20 protein-coding genes are annotated in these 22,150 nt (G+C 35.7%); 18 read left to right on the plus strand and 2 right to left on the minus strand.

What is annotated here, in order from left to right; genetic code table 11:
- The first annotated feature begins 3 nt into the window (after positions 1 to 3).
- From infB to JHK62_RS00330, 7 genes are all read left to right on the plus strand, one after another.
- Positions 4 to 2,811 carry a translation initiation factor IF-2 gene (gene infB / locus JHK62_RS00300; RefSeq protein ID WP_199574695.1) on the plus strand — a complete coding sequence of 936 codons (2,808 nt, stop codon included), beginning with the start codon at positions 4 to 6 and terminating at the stop codon, positions 2,809 to 2,811.
- 22 nt (positions 2,812 to 2,833) lie between these two features.
- On the plus strand, positions 2,834 to 3,187 hold the full coding sequence (rbfA, locus tag JHK62_RS00305) for a 30S ribosome-binding factor RbfA (RefSeq protein ID WP_199574696.1): 354 nt from the start codon (positions 2,834 to 2,836) through the stop codon (positions 3,185 to 3,187).
- Between the two features lie 90 nt (positions 3,188 to 3,277).
- A complete protein-coding gene (locus tag JHK62_RS00310; RefSeq protein ID WP_199574697.1) occupies positions 3,278 to 3,715 on the plus strand; it encodes a CopY/TcrY family copper transport repressor in 438 nt (145 codons plus the stop codon).
- On the plus strand, positions 3,715 to 5,940 hold the full coding sequence (locus tag JHK62_RS00315) for a heavy metal translocating P-type ATPase (protein ID WP_199574698.1): 2,226 nt from the start codon (positions 3,715 to 3,717) through the stop codon (positions 5,938 to 5,940). Before JHK62_RS00310 ends, JHK62_RS00315 begins: the two co-directional genes overlap by 1 nt.
- Before the next feature lie 27 nt (positions 5,941 to 5,967).
- Positions 5,968 to 6,177: a heavy-metal-associated domain-containing protein gene (locus JHK62_RS00320; RefSeq protein ID WP_199574699.1), complete on the plus strand. Its 210-nt coding sequence runs from the start codon at positions 5,968 to 5,970 to the stop codon at positions 6,175 to 6,177.
- A 93-nt stretch (positions 6,178 to 6,270) separates the two neighbouring features.
- Positions 6,271 to 6,891 (plus strand): trimeric intracellular cation channel family protein, encoded by a 621-nt coding sequence (locus JHK62_RS00325; RefSeq protein WP_199574700.1) that lies wholly within the window; start codon positions 6,271 to 6,273, stop codon positions 6,889 to 6,891.
- A gap of 5 nt (positions 6,892 to 6,896) precedes the next feature.
- Positions 6,897 to 7,712 carry a Cof-type HAD-IIB family hydrolase gene (locus JHK62_RS00330; RefSeq protein WP_199574701.1) on the plus strand — a complete coding sequence of 272 codons (816 nt, stop codon included), beginning with the start codon at positions 6,897 to 6,899 and terminating at the stop codon, positions 7,710 to 7,712.
- Positions 7,713 to 7,788: 76 nt separating this feature from the next.
- On the opposite strand, the gene JHK62_RS00335 is transcribed toward JHK62_RS00330, so the two are convergent.
- Complete coding sequence (locus JHK62_RS00335) at positions 7,789 to 8,346, minus strand: TetR/AcrR family transcriptional regulator (protein ID WP_199574702.1); 558 nt, start codon at positions 8,344 to 8,346, stop codon at positions 7,789 to 7,791.
- A 129-nt stretch (positions 8,347 to 8,475) separates the two neighbouring features.
- Between JHK62_RS00335 and JHK62_RS00340 the strand changes: the two genes are divergently transcribed.
- Positions 8,476 to 9,321, plus strand: coding sequence for a DegV family protein (locus JHK62_RS00340; RefSeq protein WP_199574703.1), 846 nt, complete (start codon positions 8,476 to 8,478; stop codon positions 9,319 to 9,321).
- Between the two features lie 42 nt (positions 9,322 to 9,363).
- Here the strand turns inward: JHK62_RS00340 and JHK62_RS00345 are convergent, their stop codons facing one another.
- A complete protein-coding gene (locus tag JHK62_RS00345; RefSeq protein WP_199574704.1) occupies positions 9,364 to 9,903 on the minus strand; it encodes a peptidase in 540 nt (179 codons plus the stop codon).
- Between the two features lie 183 nt (positions 9,904 to 10,086).
- Here JHK62_RS00345 and JHK62_RS00350 point away from each other — a divergent pair, with 183 nt between their 5' ends.
- The 10 genes from JHK62_RS00350 to ftsL all read left to right on the plus strand — a co-directional run bounded on the left by JHK62_RS00350 (position 10,087) and on the right by ftsL (position 22,150).
- Complete coding sequence (locus JHK62_RS00350) at positions 10,087 to 11,718, plus strand: Na/Pi symporter (protein ID WP_199574705.1); 1,632 nt, start codon at positions 10,087 to 10,089, stop codon at positions 11,716 to 11,718.
- A 122-nt stretch (positions 11,719 to 11,840) separates the two neighbouring features.
- Complete coding sequence (gene nagA, locus JHK62_RS00355) at positions 11,841 to 12,989, plus strand: N-acetylglucosamine-6-phosphate deacetylase (RefSeq protein ID WP_199574706.1); 1,149 nt, start codon at positions 11,841 to 11,843, stop codon at positions 12,987 to 12,989.
- A 286-nt stretch (positions 12,990 to 13,275) separates the two neighbouring features.
- The gene (gene glyQ, locus JHK62_RS00360) at positions 13,276 to 14,193 is read left to right on the plus strand and encodes a glycine--tRNA ligase subunit alpha (protein ID WP_199574707.1); all 918 of its coding nucleotides are present in this window, start codon (positions 13,276 to 13,278) and stop codon (positions 14,191 to 14,193) included.
- Between the two features lie 2 nt (positions 14,194 to 14,195).
- On the plus strand, positions 14,196 to 16,232 hold the full coding sequence (glyS, locus tag JHK62_RS00365) for a glycine--tRNA ligase subunit beta (protein WP_199574708.1): 2,037 nt from the start codon (positions 14,196 to 14,198) through the stop codon (positions 16,230 to 16,232).
- Between the two features lie 9 nt (positions 16,233 to 16,241).
- Positions 16,242 to 16,481, plus strand: coding sequence for a DUF896 family protein (locus JHK62_RS00370; protein WP_199574709.1), 240 nt, complete (start codon positions 16,242 to 16,244; stop codon positions 16,479 to 16,481).
- A 109-nt stretch (positions 16,482 to 16,590) separates the two neighbouring features.
- The gene (gene tkt / locus JHK62_RS00375) at positions 16,591 to 18,576 is read left to right on the plus strand and encodes a transketolase (RefSeq protein ID WP_199574710.1); all 1,986 of its coding nucleotides are present in this window, start codon (positions 16,591 to 16,593) and stop codon (positions 18,574 to 18,576) included.
- A 135-nt stretch (positions 18,577 to 18,711) separates the two neighbouring features.
- Positions 18,712 to 19,512, plus strand: coding sequence for a glutamate 5-kinase (gene proB / locus JHK62_RS00380; RefSeq protein ID WP_199574711.1), 801 nt, complete (start codon positions 18,712 to 18,714; stop codon positions 19,510 to 19,512).
- Between the two features lie 2 nt (positions 19,513 to 19,514).
- Positions 19,515 to 20,765: a glutamate-5-semialdehyde dehydrogenase gene (locus JHK62_RS00385; protein ID WP_199574712.1), complete on the plus strand. Its 1,251-nt coding sequence runs from the start codon at positions 19,515 to 19,517 to the stop codon at positions 20,763 to 20,765.
- A gap of 107 nt (positions 20,766 to 20,872) precedes the next feature.
- Complete coding sequence (rsmH, locus tag JHK62_RS00390) at positions 20,873 to 21,823, plus strand: 16S rRNA (cytosine(1402)-N(4))-methyltransferase RsmH (protein WP_199574713.1); 951 nt, start codon at positions 20,873 to 20,875, stop codon at positions 21,821 to 21,823.
- A gap of 6 nt (positions 21,824 to 21,829) precedes the next feature.
- Positions 21,830 to 22,150, plus strand: coding sequence for a cell division protein FtsL (ftsL, locus tag JHK62_RS00395; RefSeq protein ID WP_199574714.1), 321 nt, complete (start codon positions 21,830 to 21,832; stop codon positions 22,148 to 22,150).

Consider the following 22,150-nt stretch of genomic DNA (forward strand, 5'->3'; position numbering starts at 1 on the left):
GATTTGTCTAAGAAAAGATTACATGAAATTGCAAAAGAGATAGGGAAAACAAGCAAAGAAGTTGTTGAACAAGCCAAATCACTTGGTTTTGCAGTCAAAACACACTCAAGTACCCTTGATGAAACAGATGTTAAAACCTTGGTAGCAAGTTTTTCTAAATCATCTGATAAACCATCAGCTAAAAAAGAAGCAGCGACTTCAGAAACAAAACAAAAAGCAAATGAAGGACAACCAGTAAAAGCTAAAGAAACAGATAAAACGGTTGCTAAAGAAACAACTGGTCAAGATCAAAATGCTGATAAAAAGGAAGTTGTGCAACCAGAAGCAACTCAAATAAAGCCTAAAAGCAGGAACTTCAAAGCTGAACGTGAAGCAAAGGCTAAGGCTGAAGCTGAACGTCGTCGTAAAGCAAAAGAAAATGCTACCTCCTCAGACTCTGTTAATGTGTCTAATCGTCCGAAAGAAAGAACGCAAAATAAAGCTAAATCTAATAATAGACGTTTTGATAATCAACGTCCTGGACGAAAAGATAATTATCAGAAAAAACAAGACACAAGAGTTGAAAAAGCACCAACTCCTAAGATTGATTTTAAAGCACGTGCTGCTGCTTTAAAAGCTGAACAAAATGCCGAATATTCTCGTCAAAGTGAAAGTCGTTTTAGACAAGAACAACAATCAAAAATTGAGAAAACAAAGCGTGAAAAAGAAGCAAGAGAGAAACGTTTAAACGCTGTCAAAACGGAAGCTAAAAAGGTCCAAGAAGTAGAACCCGTGATAGAGGCAAAAAGCATTGTAGGAGATGTTGTTGCACCTCCAAAACAAAGTGTTGATACTAGACGTAAAAAACAAGCTCGTCAAGAAAAACTTCGTCATGAAGCCGCTAACCTTGAAGATGGACCAAAACAAGGTAAAAATAAGAAAAATTGGAATAATCATAATCAAGTGAGAAATCAAAGAAATAGTAACTGGAATACGAAAAAGAAATCTAAAAAAGGTAGAAATAACAAAGATGTTACTCCAAAACCAGTAACAGAGCGTAAATTTCATGAATTACCTAAAGAATTTGAATATACTGCAGGAATGACAATTGTTGACATTGCTAAGAGAATTAAACGTGAACCTGCTGAAATTGTTAAAAAACTCTTTATGATGGGGGTTATGGCAACTCAAAATCAATCTCTTGATGCTGATACCATTGAATTATTGATGGTTGACTATGGTATTGAAGCCCATCAAAAAATTGAAGTTGACAATGCAGATATAGAGCGTTTCTTCACAGAAGAGGGCTATCTTAACCCTGAAAACATGGTTGAAAGAGCACCTGTTGTTACGATTATGGGTCACGTTGACCATGGTAAAACAACCCTCTTAGATACTCTACGTCATTCGAGAGTAGCAACTGGTGAGGCCGGAGGAATCACTCAACATATTGGTGCCTATCAAATTGAAGAAAATGGCAAGAAAATTACCTTCCTTGATACACCAGGACATGCTGCTTTTACTAGTATGCGCGCACGTGGTGCCTCTGTTACCGACATCACTATCTTAATTGTTGCTGCTGATGATGGCGTTATGCCACAAACGATTGAAGCTATTAATCACTCAAAAGCTGCTGGGGTTCCAATTATTGTTGCTATCAATAAAATTGATAAACCAGATGCTAATCCAGAACGTGTTATTGGTGAATTAGCCGAACATGGAGTAATGTCAACGGCTTGGGGTGGTGATTCTGAATTTGTTGAAATCTCAGCAAAATTTGGTAAAAATCTTGATGAACTTTTAGAAACAGTTTTACTTGTTGCTGAAATTCAAGAATTAAAAGCTGACCCTAAAGTTCGTGCCATTGGTACAGTTATTGAAGCTCGTCTTGACAAAGGAAAAGGGGCGATTGCAACTTTACTTGTGCAACAAGGAACACTTCACGTGCAAGACCCAATTGTTGTTGGTAATACTTTTGGACGTGTGCGTGCCATGACAAACGATCTAGGTCGTCGTGTGAAAATTGCTCCACCTTCAACACCTGTTTCCATTACTGGTCTCAATGAGACACCAATGGCTGGTGATCACTTTGCTGTTTATGAAGATGAAAAAGCAGCGCGTGCAGCTGGTGAAGAACGTGCCAAACGTGCATTGATGAAACAACGTCAAAATACTCACCGTGTCAGTCTTGAAAATCTTTTTGATACACTTAAAGAAGGCCAAGTGAAATCAGTCAATGTTATCATAAAAGCTGATGTCCAAGGTTCTGTTGAGGCCCTTGCTGCATCTCTTGTCAAAATTGATGTAGAAGGTGTTAAAGTAACAGTTGTTCATGCTGCTGTTGGTGCCATCAATGAATCAGATATCACGCTTGCAGCTGCAAGTAATGCTTTAATCATTGGCTTTAACGTTCGTCCAACCCCACAAGCGCGTCAACAAGCAGAAACTGATGAAGTGGATATTCGTCTTCACAGTATTATCTACAAAGTCATTGAAGAAGTTGAAGATGCCATGAAAGGGATGCTTGATCCAGAATACAAAGAAAAAATTGTTGGAGAAGCTGTCATCCGTGAAACCTTTGCAGTTTCTAAAGTTGGTACCATTGGAGGCTTCATGGTGACAAGTGGTAAGATTACTAGAGATTCTAGTGTTCGTGTTATCCGTGACAATGTTGTTGTTTATGATGGTCAATTAGCTAGTTTGAAACACTTCAAAGACGATGTGAAAGAAGTGACAAATGGTCGTGAAGGTGGTCTTATGATTGAAAAATATAATGACTTAAAAGTAGACGACTTAATTGAAGCATATGTGATGGAAGAGATTAAACGTTAATAGAATAGAAACGAGGTCATAAATGGGAAAATCATTTCGTATTGATCGAGTAGGAATGGAAGTAAAACGTGAGATTAATGACATTCTTCAAAAGAAGGTTCGCGATCCACGTGTTAATGGCGTTACCATTACCGATGTAAAAATGCTTGGGGACTTATCTGTTGCCAAAGTATATTACACCATTTTATCTAGTTTAGCGTCTGATAATCAAAAAGCTCAAGAAGGATTAACAAAGGCTAAAGGAACCATTAAACGTGAGTTGGGTCATAAACTCACTATGTACAAAATTCCTGATTTAGTTTTTATTAAAGACGAATCCATTGAATATGGTAATAAAATTGATCAGATGCTTAGAGAACTTGATCAAAAAGATTAGAAGAACTGTTATAAACAGTTCTTTTTTTATTGACATTAGCGAACAATTCACTTATAATATCTACAGATGTAGACAAACAAGGAGTAAACTATGAAATCTATTTCAGATGCTGAATGGGAAGTCATGCGTGTTATTTGGACTTTTAAGGAAACAACGAGTAAGGAAATTATTGCTGTCTTAAGTCCCAAAAAAGAATGGTCAACGTCCACCATTAAAACGCTTCTGGCACGATTAGTGGAAAAAGGACTTGTTACAAGCTACCGTCAGGGCAAACACTATATTTATTCTCCTCTTATTTCTGAAGAAGAAGCACAGTATAGTGAGTTAAAAAAATCATTTGCTCGTATTTGCCAAAAAAAACATGCAGGTTTATTATTGCAATTGCTTGATGAGACCTTAATGACAAATGATGATCTCCAAACATTTAGTAAAAAATTAGCTCAAAAAAAACAAAATACTGTCGAAGAAGTTTATTGCAATTGTGTTCCCGGGCAATGTTTATGCATGCATCATAGAAAGGAAAGCTAATGGCAAAAGATGTTTTTTTAATTGATGGGATGACTTGTGCATCGTGTGTGGCTAATGTTGAAAATAGTATTAAAAAAATAGAATCTGTAGATAATGTTGTTGTCAATTTAACCACTGAAAAAATGACTGTTAATTATAATGAAACAGAATTATCTAAAGATGACATTATTAGTGCTGTTCAAAGAGCAGGGTATGATGCTAAACTTTTTAGTGGTGATAAGAGTGACTCTCTAGAAAATAGAGAAGAAAACAAGTTACAAGCCATGAAAAAAAGACTCATAGGCTCTACTATTTTCACAATCCCATTATTTTATCTCTCAATGGGAAGTATGATAGGCATGCCAGTTCCTGCCATTTTATCCCCTGAAACAAACACTTTAGTCTTCTCAGTTGTTTTATTACTCTTAACTCTTCCTGTCATTTTTTTAAACTATCATTTTTATGCTAATGGTTACAAAGCGCTTTTTGCTCTAAGAGCCAACATGGATTCTTTGGTTGCTTTAGCGACAACCGCAGCATTTTTATATAGTCTATATAGCACTATCGCTATTTATCAAGGCCATAGTCATAGTCATCTTTATTATGAATCTGTTGCTGTTATTTTAACCTTGATTACTCTAGGAAAATATCTTGAGTTACTCTCTCGGGGTAAAACCTCTCAAGCGATTAAAAAGTTATTGGCTTTATCTGCTAAAGAAGCTACTATTTTACAAGATGGTAAAGAAATAAAACTGGCTGTTGATGATGTCTTTGTCGGTCAACAAGTCATTGTTAAACCAGGGGAGCGAATTCCTCTTGATGGTGTTATTGTTAAGGGTCACTCCACTATAGATGAGTCAATGCTGACTGGCGAGAGTTTACCGATTGAAAAAGCACAAGGCCATAAGGTTTATGCTGGTACTATGAATGGCAAAGGGAGACTCATTTATCAGGTTGAAAAAGTATCAAAAGATAGTTTTCTTTCTCAAATCATTAAACTGGTTGAAGATGCGCAACAAACCAAAGCGCCGATTGCTAAAATTGCCGATCAAGTGTCAGGCATTTTTGTTCCAGTAGTCATTGCTCTTGCTCTTATCAGTGGTTTCTTTTGGTTCTTTGTTATTGGAGAAAGTTTTCAATTTGCAATGACTGTCGCTGTTAGTGTTCTAGTAATTGCTTGTCCTTGTGCTCTGGGCCTTGCAACCCCTACAGCTATTATGGTTGGTACAGGAATGGCTGCTGAAAAAGGCATTTTATTTAAAAGAGGAGATGCTTTAGAGCTAGCTCATCAAGCTGATACTATTGTTTTTGATAAGACAGGCACTATTACCCAAGGAAAACCAGAAGTGACTAGTCTTTTTGCCTATGAATTAGAAGAAAAAGAGTTGCTTCGCTATCTCGCTTCTTTTGAAGCTATGTCAGAACACCCATTAGCTCAAGCAATTGTTAAAAAAGCAGAAAAAGAACAACTGACGTTATTAGAAGTTGACCATTTTGAATCTCTAACCGGATTTGGTATTAAGGGGAAGATTGACTCTTCAGAATTTTTAATTGGAAATGACAGCTTAATGGCAATGGAAGGTATTTCTCTAGAACAAGCAAAATTAGATTTTGAAGCGATGACATCATCTGGTCAGACCCCTATTTTTATTAGTAAAGATAATCAACTTATTGGACTAGTTGGTGTGGCTGATAAGATTAAAAAAGATAGCAAAGAAACCATTGAGCGTTTGCAGAAAATGGGAAAAGAGGTTGTGATGCTTACTGGTGATCACCATCAAACAGCACAAGCTATTGCTAAAGAATTGAATATCAAAACAATCTTTAGTCAAGTGTTACCAAATGAAAAACAAGAAGTTGTGTTGACTTTAAAAGAAAAGGGTAAAAAAGTCGCAATGGTTGGTGATGGTATTAATGATGCACCAGCGCTTGTTACGGCAGATATTGGCATTGCCTTAGGTTCTGGGACTGATATTGCGATTGAATCTGCTGATATCATTTTAGTACGTCCTGATATGCTTGACTTAATCACTTTATTAAGTATTAGTCGGTTGACAATTAAGACAATTAAAGAAAATCTTTTTTGGGCTTTTATCTATAATGTTTTAATGATTCCAATAGCTATGGGGATTCTTTATGGTATAAATGGTCTTTTGTTAGATCCCATGTTAGCAGGATTAGCAATGAGCTTTAGTTCAGTATCAGTTGTTTTAAATGCTTTAAGGTTAAAAAGAAGAAAACTATAATTATTATTAATAAAGGAGATTAGAATAATGGAAAAAACGTATGAAATGACTGGATTAAAATGTCAAGGCTGTGTTGATACAGTTACAGAAAAATTATCAGCTTTAAAAAGTGTAGAAAATGTTTCTGTCAATCTAGATGCTAAGGAAGTGACCATTACTGGAAGTCCTTTAAAATGGTCTTTACAACGTGCACTCAAAGGCACAAAGTTTGAAATTGGTAAAGAAGTTAAAAAATAATCAGAGTTTATAAATCAAAAAAAGTATAACAAAAGGTACCTGTTTTCCTCAATTCATGGTAAACTAGTAAGGACAAATGAGTTAGGTGACGGTATGGAAAATACAATTTGGGATATCTTAAATATTATCGGAACGGTGGCATTTGCTTTTTCAGGTGCCATCGTTGCTATGGAAGAGGATTTTGACATTCTAGGCGTTTTTATCCTTGGTTTTTTAACAGCGTTTGGTGGTGGGACCATTAGAAATCTAATGATCGGTCTACCAATGAGTGCCTTATGGAGTCAGGGAACTGCTTTTAACTATGCCTTAGGTGCCATTATTCTCATTCTTTTTTTCCCAAATCTTATTTCAATGCACTGGAAGAGAGCTGGTGTTTTCACCGATGCCGTTGGCTTAGCAGCCTTTAGTATTCAAGGGGCTTTATTTGCTAAAGATTTAGGACAACCACTTAGCGCTGTCATTGTTGCGGCTGTTTTAACAGGGGCCGGTGGTGGGGTTGTTCGCGATGTCTTAGCAGGTAGAAAACCTGGTGTACTAAGAAGTGAAATTTATGCTGGTTGGTCTATTTTAGCAGCCGTTATGATTCATTTTAAGATTGTTAATAATGATTCAGGTTACTATGCATTAGTGCTACTAATTATTATTTTAAGAATGGTTGGGTACAAGAAAAACTGGCATCTACCAAAAGTGAATTGGAATAATACAAAGGAGTAAGAAAGATGATTAAACTAATCGCTATCGATTTGGATGGCACGTTATTAACAGATGATCATGAGATACCAAAAGAAAACATTGAAGCGATTCATGCAGCTGTCAAAAAAGGGGTTAAAATTGTTATTTCAACAGGGAGACCAATGTCTGGGGTTCGTCCTATTTTTGAAAAATTACAGTTAAGTGAAAAAGAATTTGTTATCATTAATAACGGGTCTTCAACCTATGAAACAAGTCGGTGGCAATTGATTGACTATTTTAATTTGACAGATAAAGACGTGACTTCTCTTTACCAATTAGTTGAAAAAGAAACAGATATTCAATTAACGATTTTTGATGAAGATGGTTATTATTTTGTTTTGGCTGAAAATCCTTTACCGGTCGTAACGTTTGATGCAAATATCGTCTTTGTTAAGCCGACACCGATTACTTTGGAGCAATTATTAGAGCGTCATAAAATTAATTTTCAAGGGATGTATTTGGCGGAACCTGCTGTATTAGATAATTTCCAAAAAAAATATGAAGCTGAGTTATCGTCTCGCTATAGTACCGTTAGAAGTCAAAATTATATTTTTGAAACCTTACCAAAAGGAGCTACAAAAGCCTCAGCTTTAATGAAACTGATTGAGGAATTAAATATTTCTAAAGAAGAAGTGATGGCTATTGGTGATGGCAATAACGATATTGAAATGCTTGAAATGGCAGGAATCAGTGTCGCCATGGGTAATGCTGGTGAAGCGGTTAAAAAGGCTGCTAAATACCAAACAGATTCAAATAATAATAACGGTTTAGCTAAAGCAATTAATAAGTATATTTTGAAGTAAACATGTCTGTGTTTACTTTTTTAATTTAAAAACCTATTTGACAATATTGTCAAATAGGTTGAAAATGTTTTAGAAATTATGGCATTAAAGGCAGGCCAATAGCAGCCATTTCTTCTACAGGGGTAATCATACCATCGTTAATCCAGTTAGCTAGAACGGAAATGATGGCTGTGCTAAAAAAAGAAGTTGAATAAGTCGAGATTTTTTTACGACGATATTTTTGATACGCTCGAAAACGTCTAGCAACTAAATCTGTTAAAAAAGAATGTAGGTGGTGTTTTAAAGCAATTTTTAAGACGTAAGCTTCTTTTTTTGCTTCAGTAAATAGATAGAGCCAAGCTTGATAGGTTTGTGTTTTTAGATTAAATGATTTTATACCACGAAAAATTTTTCGAACAGTTCGTGTAATGAGATTTTTTAAAATATCTTCTTTTGAGTTGAAATGTCGATAAAAAGCATTTCTAGAAACGCCCGCTTTTGCTACTAACTCAGAAATAGTAATTTGTTTGATGGTTTTGTTTTCAAGAAGAGTAAGTAAAGCGATCTCAATTGACTCTTTAGTGATTTTTTTAGATTCTTGGTTGGCTATTTCTAAATTTTTAATAGAAATGGGAGAAACCTCTTTTTTTGCCATAACAACTCCTTTTAAAATGTGACATCTGATAAAAAAACAGTCCTATTATTACCGCTTTCATGTTATAATTTTATGTGAAGATAGGTATTTTGTCAACTAACTAAATACAATGATGACTGGAGAAATGATATGACTTGGAAAATTGTAACAGACTCAGGAAGTGATTTTAGAAGCTTACCAGATCTTGCCGAAGGCACTAGTTTTGAACTAGTCCCATTAAGTATAACAATAGGAGACCGTGTTTTTGTTGACTCAGAAGACCTTGATATTAATGAGATGATGACAACCATGTATTCTGAAAATTCAGCAGCAAGGTCAGCTTGTCCAAGTCCAGAAGCCTTTAAAAATTCTTATGAGGGGTCTGATAATATCATAGTCATTACATTGACAGGTACTCTCTCAGGTAGCAACAATAGTGCTCAAGTGGCAAAAAAAATGTTGTTAGAAGAAAATCCTAATGCTAATATCCATGTTTTTGATTCTTTATCTGCTGGTGGTGAAATGGATTTGTTTTTGCTTGAAGCTAATAGACTAATAAAAGAAGGTTTGTCATTTGAAGATGTTATTAGCCAATTAGAGACATATCTTTCAAAAACTCGCCTATTGTTTATCCTATCTAAAGTAGATAATTTAGTGAAAAATGGTCGTCTTAGTAAATTAATCGGAACAGTGGTTGGCTTGTTGAATATTCGAATGGTTGGTAAAGCCAGTGAGGAAGGCAAACTAGAATTGCTACACAAATCTAGAGGTCAAAAAAAAGCCATAACTGCTGCCTTTGAAGAAATGCTGAAGTCAGGTTATAATGGTGGCCGTGTCATGATTGCTCACGCTAACAATTTAAAAATCTGTCAACAATTGGAAGAAAAAATTAAAAATAAGTTTCCTCAAGCAGATATTAATACCATTCCAACGTCTGGTTTGTGTAGTTTTTATGCAGAAGAAGGCGGTATTTTGTTGGGTTATGAACTAGCATAAAAAAGTTCTCTCTCTTTGATGAACTAAAGAGAGAGAACTTTTTTATTGTTCTGTTGCAGCAGGTGTATTTAACGATTGATTATAGGCATTAATATTAGCGATTACAATATCTAATCGCGCTTGCAATTCAGCTTTTTTGGTAGGATCTGTTAAGGCATTAATAGCATTTTGTGCTATATCAACATTAGATTGCACTTGATACCCTTCAGCATTAACAAGAGCGGTTTCAGCGTTGGCCTGATTGTTAAGTTCATTAGTGATGGCATCAATACTAGTCTGTAATTCTTGTTTTTTGGTGTCATCGTTTATCATATCAATGGCTATTTGAGCAGTATTTCTTGTATCATCAGTTGGATTTTGTTGGTAGTTAGTTATCCTTGACTGAGCAATTGCAATTAGTTCATCATCTTTATTTACTTCAGTTGTTGTGGTTTCAGTACTTGTTTCCACCTGAACAGTTTTACTGTTATTAGTACTTGCAACTGAATGAGTTTTACCAAAGACTACATAAATAAAACCAGCAAAAGCAATGACAATAATACTAAGAATCAAATAAACCAATTCACTTTTCGATGTTTTCATAATTTATCCTTCTAAAATCAATATATCTATTCTATTATAGTTCAATTTTTATAAAAAACCAAGTGTTTTCAACATATTTCTGCTAAATTAAAAAAAAATAAAAAAGACTTGTTTGTTTGCTAACATTGTTTTAAAATGGAAGTATCGGTTATTCGATAATTTATAGTTAATGAGGACAAACATGTGTCAGTAAATTGGCAAACTATTGCATTTGATTTTTTTGGAGGATTAGGGCTATTCCTATTTAGCATTAAATACATGGGAGATGGTCTGCAACAAGCTGCGGGAGATAGACTTCGTGATTATATTGATAGATACACTAGTAATCCATTTTTAGGTGTTTTAATCGGTATTGTGTTCACAGGTCTTATCCAATCGAGTTCTGGTGTTACTGCCATTACAGTAGGTCTAGTTTCTGCAGGTCTATTAACGCTCAGACAAGCTATTGGTATTGTTATGGGTGCTAATATTGGAACAACTGTTACCTCCTTTTTAATAGGTTTTAAACTAGGAGATTATGGGCTACCAATTTTATTTGTTGGAGCTGTTTTATTCTTATTTATTAAAAATCGTAAAATCAATAATCTTGGGAAAATTCTCTTTGGTTTGGGTGGCTTATTCTTTGCTCTTCACTTGATGGGCGATGCTATGACACCATTGAGAGAAATCCAAGCCTTTCGTGATTATATGGTGACTTTAGGAAACAATCCATTTCAAGGGGTTCTTTTAGGAACAGGTCTAACTGTTTTAATCCAATCATCATCAGCGACCATTGGTATCTTACAAAGCCTTTATGCCGGAGGCCTATTAGACTTGAGTGGGGCATTACCTATTTTATTTGGTGATAATATTGGGACAACAATCACTGCTGTTTTAGCAGCCTTAGGTGGCAATATATCAGCTAAACGTGTGGCTGGAGCACATGTTATGTTTAATGTGATAGGAACTCTGGTCTGTGTGATGTTACTAGCACCATTCACTTCTCTTGTCGAATGGTTTCAATCAAGCCTTCATTTAACACCTGAGATGACTATCGCTTTCGCTCATGGAACCTTTAACATTACAAACACTGTCGTTCAATTTCCTTTCATTGGTTTACTAGCCTATGTCGTGACTAAAATTATTCCAGGTGAAGATGAAACGATTCGGTATGAGGCTATCTATCTTGATAAGCTATTAATTACGCAATCACCTTCTATTGCATTAGGAAATGCTAGAAAAGAATTGGTGCACTTGAGTGCTTATGCTATTCAATCTTTTGAAGCAGCTTTTAGATATATAATGACGGCAGATGAAAAATTTGTTGAAAAAGTTAATAAGTATGAGACAGTTGTTAATGCTATTGATGAAGAATTGACGCATTATTTGATTCAACTGTCAAATGAAACCTTAAGTGAAAATGAAAATGAAATTTTAGCAAGTATTCTGGATTCGTCGAGAGATTTAGAAAGAATTGGAGACCATGCGGTCAACCTAACCAATTTATCTAGCTACAATTTTTCAAAACATATTGTCTTTTCAGCAGAAGCGATTCAAGAATTAGAAGATCTTTATAAAATGACACATCGCATGATTTTGGATGCCTCTCGTGTGATTGCTGATCATGATGTGGAACTAGCAAAAGAGCTTCAAGAACGTCATAAGGAAGTCCAACGTTTTGAACGTCAAATTAGAAAAGCGCATGTTAAACGAATGAATAAGGGGATATGTACACCTTTAGCAGGCATTAATTTTATTGATTTAATCACACCATGTACTAGAATTACGGATCATGCTTTAAACCTTTCTGATAAAGTGTTAGAAAATCAATTGTAATCATATTAAAAAGAAGGGAGACCTTCTTTTTTTGTGAAATAAATCGTTTTTTTGGTATATACCGTTTACAAAAATCATAAGAAGGAGTATAATGTAAGCAAAGAAGGAAAGGTGATTTTAAAATGACAAAATATTTTAAGGCAGATAGTTTCTTTTACCCTTATGAGGAAAAAAAAGGAGGCTATTTGACGATTGTTGATGGCAAATTTGGTGATTGGGTAGCTGATGTTCCTGCTAATGCAGAAGTGGTTGATTATTCAGGCTATAGCATCGCTCCAGGACTTTTTGATTCTCATGTTCATGGTTATCACGGTTCAGATGTGATGGATAATACTCCTGAAAGCATTGAAACCATTAGTAAAGGGTTGTTATCAACTGGTGTGACAAGCTTTTTACCAACTACATTAACAGCCTCTTTTGAAGAATTAGATGATGTGTGTAAAACCATCGCTTCTGTTAAAAATAAGGTTTCAGGTAGTAAAATTAGAGGGATTTATTTTGAAGGGCCTTTCTTTACTGAAAAATTCAAAGGCGCTCAAAACCCATCTTATATGAGAGACCCTAAAATCGAAGAATTTGATCAATGGTATGAAAGTTCAGAAGGTCTCTTACATAAAATTGCGATTGCACCAGAAAGAGATGGTGTTGAGGAGTTTGTTTCCCATGTTGTTTCAAAAGGAGCTATTGTTTCTTTAGGGCATTCTGATGCTACTTATGAAGATGCGCTTCACGCTGTTCAAGCAGGTGCTAGCGTTTGGGTTCATGCTTACAATGGTATGAGAGCTTTAAATCATCGTGAACCTGGTATGGTAGGTGCAGTTTATGGTATTCCAAATACTTATGCTGAGCTAATCTGTGATGGTTATCATGTCTCTCCAGAAGCTTGTCGTATTTTACTAGACCAAAAGGGTCCTGATCACGTTGCACTTATAACAGATTGTATGCGTGCTGGTGGTATGCCTGATGGTGACTATGTTTTGGGTGAATTCCCAGTTATTGTTGAAAATGGAACAGCAAGATTAAAAGATAGTGGTAGTCTAGCTGGTTCAATTTTGAAACTTGATGATGGTGTCAAAAATGTTGTGGATTGGGGTCTCGCTAACCGTTTAGAAGCCATTCGTATGGCAACCTTTATTCCAGCTGTGTCATGTCATCTAGAAGACAAATGTGGTCAAATCAAAAAAGGTCATGATGCTGACTTTATCATTTTAAATCAAGACATGACTTTAAAAGCAACTTTCCTTGATGGTGAAAAAGTATTTGAAAACTAAGAAGAGAATGCAATCCTCTTAAAGTCCTTTAAAGGATAGACAAGCCTAGGGAATTGTGTTAAAATGAGCATTAGAGAAAGCAAATACCAAGTTCTTTTTCAAGCGAATCTGGGAGGGTGTAAGCCAGATAAAAAGTAATGGTTGAGGCACTTTCTTGTTAAATACAGCTAAAATATATTAATGAAGTCAAAAATAGGGTGGAACCGCGTTTCTAACGCCCCTTTACAGTAATGTAAGGGATTAGAAAAGTGGTTTTGCTCTATTTTTATAATATAAAGGAGAAAAGATGGTCAAAAAATTAACATTTCAAGAAATTATTTTAACACTACAACAGTTCTGGCATCAACAAGGGTGTCTATTAATGCAAGCTTATGATAATGAAAAGGGTGCTGGAACCATGAGTCCGTATACTTTTTTACGTGCCATTGGTCCGGAGCCTTGGAATGCTGCTTATGTAGAACCAAGTAGACGCCCTGCTGATGGTCGTTATGGTGAAAATCCCAATCGTCTTTATCAACATCATCAATTTCAAGTGGTTATGAAACCAAGCCCAAGTAATATTCAAGAACTATACCTTCAAAGTTTAGAACTTTTAGGGATTAATCCTCTTGAACATGATATTCGTTTTGTTGAGGATAACTGGGAAAACCCATCAACTGGTTCAGCTGGACTTGGTTGGGAAGTTTGGTTAGATGGGATGGAAATCACTCAGTTTACTTATTTCCAACAAGTCGGTGGATTAGCTACCAATCCTGTGACAGCTGAAGTCACCTATGGTTTAGAACGTTTAGCGTCATATATCCAGGAAGTCACTTCTGTCTATGATATTGAGTGGGCTGATGGGGTTAAATACGGCGAAATTTTCAAACAACCAGAATATGAACACTCAAAATATAGTTTTGAAGTGAGTGATCAAGACCTACTGCTTACAAACTTTGATAAATTTGAAAGAGAAGCTAAACGTTGTATAGCAGATTCTTTAGTTCATCCTGCTTATGATTATGTTTTAAAATGTTCTCATACGTTTAATCTCTTAGATGCTAGAGGAGCAGTTTCTGTTACTGAGAGAGCTGGCTATATTGCACGTATCAGAAATTTAGCGCGTGAAGTAGCAAAAGCATTTGTTGCAGAGCGTAAGCGTCTAGGTTACCCTCTTTTAGATGATGAAACAAGACAGGAATTACTTGAAAAGGAGGATAAATAAGGATGACTAAAAATCTATTAATTGAACTAGGGTTAGAAGAAATGCCCGCTTATGTTGTCACACCAAGTATGAAACAACTTCGAGATAAAATGGGGCAATTCTTAAAAGAAGAACGCTTAAGTTTTGATAAAATTGAAATGTTTTCAACGCCAAGACGTTTAGCGATTAGAGTGGTTAATCTGGCAGACCAACAAACGGATTTGGTAGAGGAATTTAAAGGGCCTGCTAAACGAATTGCACTGGATGACAATGGTGAATTTACTAAAGCGGCACAAGGTTTTGTCAAAGGAAAAGGTTTGACCGTTGATGATATTACATTTCGCGACATTAAAGGCACTGAATATGTTTATGTCACCAAAAAAGAAGAGGGAAAACCAGTCAAAGAGGTTTTAAAAGCTATTCCAGACCTTCTTAAAAGCTTAACTTTTCCAGTGAGCATGCATTGGGCAGCTAACCGTTTTGAATTTATTCGTCCTGTTCATACCTTGATTGTCTTATTAAATGATGACATGCTAGAGATGGATTTTCTTGATATTACAAGTGACAGAATTAGTCGAGGACATCGTTTTCTTGGTAAAGAAGTGGCCATTACATCAGCAAACAGTTATGAAGATGATTTAAGAAACGAATTTGTGATAACCAACAGCGTTGAACGTGAAAGCATGATTGTTGAGCAAATCAGAGCGATTGAAAACGAAAAAAATGTTGTGGTTGAGATTGATGAAAAATTACTCAATGAAGTTCTTAATCTGGTAGAATACCCAACGGCTTTTATGGGAAGCTTTGATGAAAAATACCTTGATATCCCTGAAGAAGTACTGATCACTTCAATGAAATCTCATCAACGTTATTTTGTTGTGAGAAATCAAGAGGGACAATTACTACCTCACTTCATCTCGGTTCGTAACGGTAATGACAAGGGCCTTCAAAATGTTATTCAAGGAAATGAAAAAGTCTTGTTAGCACGTTTAGAAGATGGTGAGTTTTTCTGGCGTGAAGACCAAAAATTAAAGATTGATGACTTGGTGGAAAAATTAAAACAAGTGACCTTCCATGAAAAAATTGGTTCTCTTTATGATCACATGCAAAGAGTTGAGAAAATTTCGCAATTGATTGGAGAGCAATTAAATCTGACAAGTGATGACTTAAAAGAACTTAATCGTGCTAGCAAAATCTACAAGTTTGACCTACTAACAGGCATGGTTGGTGAATTTGATGAATTACAAGGTATTATGGGTGAAAAGTATGCCCTTCTTGCTGGTGAAAGCCCAGTTGTGGCAACAGCCATTAGAGAACACTATATGCCAATTAGTGCAGAAGGTGAATTGCCTGATAGCGTAGTAGGGGCAGTTCTTGCTATTGCTGATAAACTAGATACTCTTTTATCCTTTTTCAGTGTTGGACTTATTCCAAGTGGTTCTAACGATCCCTACGCTCTTAGACGAGCAACGCAAGGTATCGTTCGTATCTTAGATAAATTTGGTTGGTCTATCTCAGTAGAAGACTTGATAGCAAGCCTTTATCGTTTGGATATGACATCTCTTACTTATGACAATCAATCAGAAGTTATGACTTTTATCTCTGCTAGAATTGAGAAAATGATGGGGTCTGATATTTCTAAGGATATCATAGAGGCAGTTTTATCAAGCTCTAACTCAGTGGTACGTACACTTCTAGAAACTAGTCTTGCTCTTTCTGAAAAAGCAAGAGAAGATAATTTTAAAGCATCAGTCGAAAGTTTGACTCGTGTCTTTAATCTAGCAGATAAGGCTAAGACTGATCAGGTTGATGAATCCTTATTTGAAAATCCTTTTGAAGAAACATTATATCAAGCAACACAAACACTAGATTTAGCCAGTGAGGTGTCAGATAATTTGGATAGTTTATTTGCTTTAAGTCCAGTGATTGATGCTTTCTTTGATAACACTATGGTTATGGTAGATAATCAAGCATTAAAAGCAAATCGTTTGGCTATTTTAGCTCAATTAAGAAATAAAGCCAATCAGGTAGCAGCCTTCAATAAAATTAATACCAAATAAGGAGGTCTTATGAAACAAGAAAAAATTAACCGTATCAATGAATTGGCAAAAAAGAAAAAAACACAAGGCTTAACTCCAGAAGAAAAAGTAGAACAAGCCGATCTTAGAAAAGAGTACATTGAAGGGTATCGTCGCTCGATTAGACATCATATTGAGGGTTTAAAATTAGTTGATGAACAAGGAAATGACGTGACACCAGAAAAGCTAAAAGCTATTCAACGAAAAAAAGGCTTACATGGCCGGAAGTAAGATGGATATGAATGATTGAAAGCCACTAAAATAAGTGGCTTTTTATTATTAACTTAAATGATAGATTTATGCTATAATGTAAGTGATTAAAAAAAAGAGAGGTCACAACATGACATTTGACAATATCGATCAGTTAGCAGTGAATACGATTCGTACCCTATCAATTGACGCTATCCAAAAAGCTAACTCTGGTCATCCAGGTCTTCCAATGGGAGCAGCTCCGATGGCTTATGTGCTTTGGAATCATTTTTTAAAGGTTAATCCTAAAACTAGTCGCAAATGGACAAACCGAGATCGTTTTGTTTTATCTGCAGGCCATGGCAGTGCTTTATTATACAGCTTGTTACATTTGGCCGGCTATCAATTGAGCATTGACGATCTTAAAAACTTCCGTCAATGGGGCTCAAAAACGCCAGGACATCCAGAAGTTACTCACACTGATGGTGTTGAAGCAACAACTGGTCCACTAGGACAAGGTATTGCAAATGCTGTTGGGATGGCGATGGCAGAAGCTCACTTAGCTGCTAAATTCAATAGACCAGGGTTTGATATTGTTGATCACTATACCTATGCTCTTAACGGAGATGGTGATTTGATGGAAGGTGTCAGCCAAGAAGCAGCTAGTTTAGCTGGACACTTAAAATTAGGAAAACTAATTCTTTTATACGATTCAAATGATATCTCCCTTGATGGACCAACTTCTAAAGCATTTACAGAGGATGTTAAAGGACGCTTTGAAGCTTATGGTTGGCAACATCTGCTTGTCACAGATGGTAATGATATGAAAGCTATCAGTGAAGCCATTAAGATGGCACAAGCTGAAACCGATAAACCAACTATCATTGAAGTGAAAACAGTGATTGGTTATGGGGCTCAAAAACAAGGGACAAGCGCTGTTCATGGTGCTCCTCTTGGTAAAGATGGTGTCAGTTATGCAAAATCAACTTACGAGTGGGAATATCCAGAATTTACAGTTCCTGAAGAAGTAACAGAACGTTTCCAAACTGGTTTAGGACAAAGAGGAGAAGACGCAGAAACCTCATGGAATGATCTTTTTGCACGTTATGAAAAAGAATACCCAGAATTGGCTAAAGAATATGAAAAAGCCTTTTCAGATGAACCAATTGACATCTCTTTAGAAGATTATGATTTAGAGACTAACCTTGCTAGTCGTGTCACTAGCCAAAAAGCTATTCAACAGATTGCTGAACAAGTGCCGTCATTATGGGGCGGTTCTGCTGACCTGTCAGCGTCTAATAACACAATGATTGCTAATGACACAGACTTCCAAGCAGGTAACTATCAAGGACGCAACATTTGGTTTGGTGTTCGTGAATTTGCCATGGCAGCAGCTATGAACGGAATCGCTCTTCATGGTGGAACACGTGTTTATGGCGGTACTTTCTTTGTTTTTGCTAACTACCTTCTACCGGCAGTTCGTATGGCTGCTTTACAAGAATTACCAACTGTTTATGTGATGACTCATGATTCTATAGCTGTTGGTGAAGACGGACCAACACACGAACCTATTGAGCAGTTGGCAAGTGTTCGTTCAACGCCTAATCTTAATGTTATTCGTCCAGCTGATGGTAATGAAGTCAATGCTGCATGGGCGCGTGCTTTAACAGAAACGAAGCGTCCAACAATGCTTGTTTTGACACGTCAAAATTTACCGACGCTTGAAGGTACAAAAGAATTGGCGAAAGCTGGTGTTGATAAAGGTGCTTATATCTTATCTAAGGAAAAAGGCGATCTTGATGGTATTTTAATTGCAACTGGTAGTGAAGTGGCTTTAGCACTTGCTGCTCAAAAAGAACTAGAAGAAAAAGGTACCTATGTTCGAGTGGTTTCAATGCCATCGCAAAATATTTTTGACGAGCAAGACAAAGACTATCAAGAAAGTGTTTTACCAGCACATATTACTAAACGCTTAGCTATTGAAGCTGCAACCAGCTATGGTTGGGGCAAATATGTTGGATTATCAGGAAAAACATTGACCATTGATACCTGGGGAGCTTCCGCACCAGGAAATCTCGTCTTGGAAGAATATGGCTTTACTGTTGAGAATGTTTTAAATCATTATCATAGCTTGTAAAATTAATAAAAACACTAAAACCTTCATTATTTTCAATAGAAATGGTGAAGGTTTTTACATTTTTAATGACTAGTAAAAAGCGCTTTATAATCGATTCGCTACAAATGGCTGGTTTTTTCTGTTATAATCAAGCATATGAAAAGAAATTTTAAACATGTTAGGCGGCTCGTTATTAAAATAGGGACAAGCTCTCTCGTTTTATCTAACGGTAGTATTGATTTGCAAAAAATAGATGAATTGGCATTTGTGATTTCCTCTTTGATGGCAAAAAAAATGGAAGTTATTCTCGTTTCTTCTGGTGCAATGGGATTTGGTTTAGATGTTTTAAAAATGTCTAAAAGACCAAGTGATATTGCTAAACAACAAGCAATATCAAGCATAGGTCAAGTAGCGATGATGAGTCTTTATTCGCAAATATTTTCGCACTATCAAAATAAGGTGTCCCAAATTCTTCTTACCAGAGATGTTATTGAGTACCCTGAGAGTCTTTTAAATGTAACAAATGCTTTTGAGAGTTTATTACAGTTGAATATCTTGCCTATTGTTAATGAAAATGATGCTATCAGTGTTGAAGAAATGGATCACAGTACAAAATTTGGTGATAATGATCGCTTGTCTGCAACTGTTGCTTCGATTACTAAGGCAGATTTGTTAATTATGCTCTCAGATGTTGATGGTCTTTTTGACAAAAATCCAACGATTTATGAAGATGCCATTTTAAGGAAAAAAGTCACTGCCATTACAAAAGATATTTTAAAAACAGCTGGAGGTGTTGGGAGCAAATTTGGAACTGGTGGTATGTTAAGTAAACTTCAAAGTGCAGAAATGATTTTTGAAGAAAATAGGCAAATGGTTTTAATGAACGGTAAAAATCCAAGAGATATTTTACGTGTGTTGGAAGGGGAAGTTATTGGTACCCTTTTTAGTAAGGAGTAGTTATGTCAGTTATTGATACTTTAGGAAAAAAAGCAAAGATGGCCGAAAGAGATTTATTACGACTATCAACCAGTGATAAAAATAAAGCTCTTTCTCAAATTGCTGATTCTCTCATATCACAAGCCTCTTTTTTATTATCAGAGAATTTAAAAGATGTCGAAAATGCTAAAATAAATGGTGTTTCAGACATCATGATTGATAGGCTTTCACTTAATATTGACAGTCTTAAAGCCATCTCAGATGGTGTGAGACAGGTCATTCATTTAGCAGATCCGATAGGCCAAGTGGTCAAGGGTTACACAAATAAAGATGGCTTGAAAATCATGCAAAAACGTGTCCCATTGGGCGTTATCGGAATGATTTTTGAAAGTCGCCCCAATGTTACCGTAGATGCTTTTTGCCTTGCTTTTAAAACAAATAATGCCATTATTCTACGTGGTGGTAAAGAGGCCATTCATTCTAACAAAGCCTTGGTTAAAGTCATTCAAAATAGTTTAGAAGCCATTGGTGTTAATAAGTATGTTCTACAACTAGTGGAAGATACTAGTCATGAAGTTGCAAAAGAAATGATGCAAGCTTCTGGTATTTTAGATGTCTTAATTCCTAGAGGTGGTGCTGGTCTAATCAATCGTGTCAAAGAACTAGCCAGAGTACCAGTGATTGAAACAGGTGTTGGTAATGTTCATATTTACGTTGATGATTCTGCTGACATTGATATGGCGATTAATATCGTTAGTAATGCTAAAACACAAAGGCCAAGTGTATGTAATGCTGCTGAGAGTTTAGTCGTTCATAAAGATATTGCCTCAGAGTTTTTGCCACGATTAGAAAAAGCTATTCACAAGATTCATCCAGTGGAATTTAGAAGTGATACTGTTGCTCATCAAATATTAGACAACTCAGTTCTTGCAACAAACGATGACTATGGAAAAGAATTTTTAGATTATATCCTATCAGTTAAAGTAGTGTCTTCCATAGAAGAGGCAGTTGACTGGATTAATACCTATTCAACGCATCATTCTGAAAGCATCATTACTCAAAGTTTAGCTCATGCTGAGTATTTTCAAGAGACCGTAGATGCTGCTGCTGTTTATGTTAATGCTTCAACTCGATTCACCGATGGTTTTGTTTTTGGTTTAGGAGCAGAGATAGGTATTTCAACACAAAAGATGCATGTGAGAGGACCGATGGGATTAGAGGCGCTAACCAGTACTAAATATTACATTAATGGTTCAGGTCAGATTAGACAATAACAAAGATTTTAGGAATTGTTTAAGCTTTATTGGCTAGTCTAGATAGTAAGCAGACTCTTAATGAAAAACTGTTTATAAAAGAGTAAAAATATGTTAAAATAAAGGTTATGACTAATGATTTTAATCACACAACGGTTCTTTTAGAAGAAACTGTTGATATGTTACATATTAAACCAGATGGCATCTATGTTGATGCTACTTTGGGTGGTGCTGGGCATAGCAAGTACTTGCTAAAAAAGCTTAGCCTTAAGGGACATTTGTACTGTTTTGACCAAGATCAAACAGCTATTGATAATGCTCAAAAAGAGCTTCAACCTTTTATTCAAAATGGTCAAGTGACCTTCATTAAGGATAATTTTAGAAATTTAAAACAGGCCTTAGCTGCCTACCATGTCACAGAAATAGACGGTATTCTCTATGATTTAGGAGTATCAAGTCCTCAACTTGATCAGCGTGAACGTGGTTTTTCTTACAAAAAAGATGCTCCTCTTGATATGCGAATGAATCAAGAGGCTAAGTTAACTGCTTATCATGTGATCAATCATTATGATTATCATGACCTAGTTCGTCTTTTTTTTAAATATGGTGAGGATAAATTTTCTAAACAAGTGGCTAGAAATATTGAAAAGATGAGACAAATTCAGCCGATTAAAACAACTACTGAATTAGTCGATATCATTAAAGCCAGTAAACCTGCTAAAGAATTAAAGAAAAAAGGTCATCCAGCCAAACAACTTTTTCAAGCGATTCGTATCGAAGTTAATGATGAGTTAGGAGCAGCGGATGAATCTCTCCAACAAGCCATGGAAATGTTAGCTGTTGATGGTTATATTTCTGTTATTACCTTTCATTCTTTAGAGGATCGATTAGTCAAACAATTATTTAAGGAAGCAAGCACTGTTGATGTGCCAAAAGGCCTCCCTTTTATTCCTGAGGAAATGAAACCTCAGTTTGAGTTGGTTAATAAAAAACCAATTTTACCCCAATCAATTGAATTAGAAAACAATAACCGTGCTCACTCAGCTAAATTACGGGTGGCCAGAAGAATTTGGAAATAAAAGCTTATGAATGAAAATAAGAATGAAGTCATTATTAATGTGATTCAAAAAAGAATTAAAACATTTACAAGAATTGAAAAGGCTTTTTATAGTGCTCTAATTGTTACAGCAATTATTTTGTCTGTTGGTATTGTTTATATTCAAAGTCGTAATTTTCAACTCCAACAAGAAATCTCGCAATTGAATAAAAAAATCAACAATCAAAAAGATGAATTTGACAATGCTAAACAAGAAGTTAATGAATTGACACGATATGATCGTATTTCTGAAATTGCTGAAGAGGCTGGCTTGACCATTCAAGGTGGAAATAGTCAGAAGGTGGAGTGA

This window comes from Streptococcus pacificus (assembly GCF_016481305.1).
Classification (GTDB): Bacteria; Bacillota; Bacilli; order Lactobacillales; family Streptococcaceae; genus Streptococcus; species Streptococcus pacificus.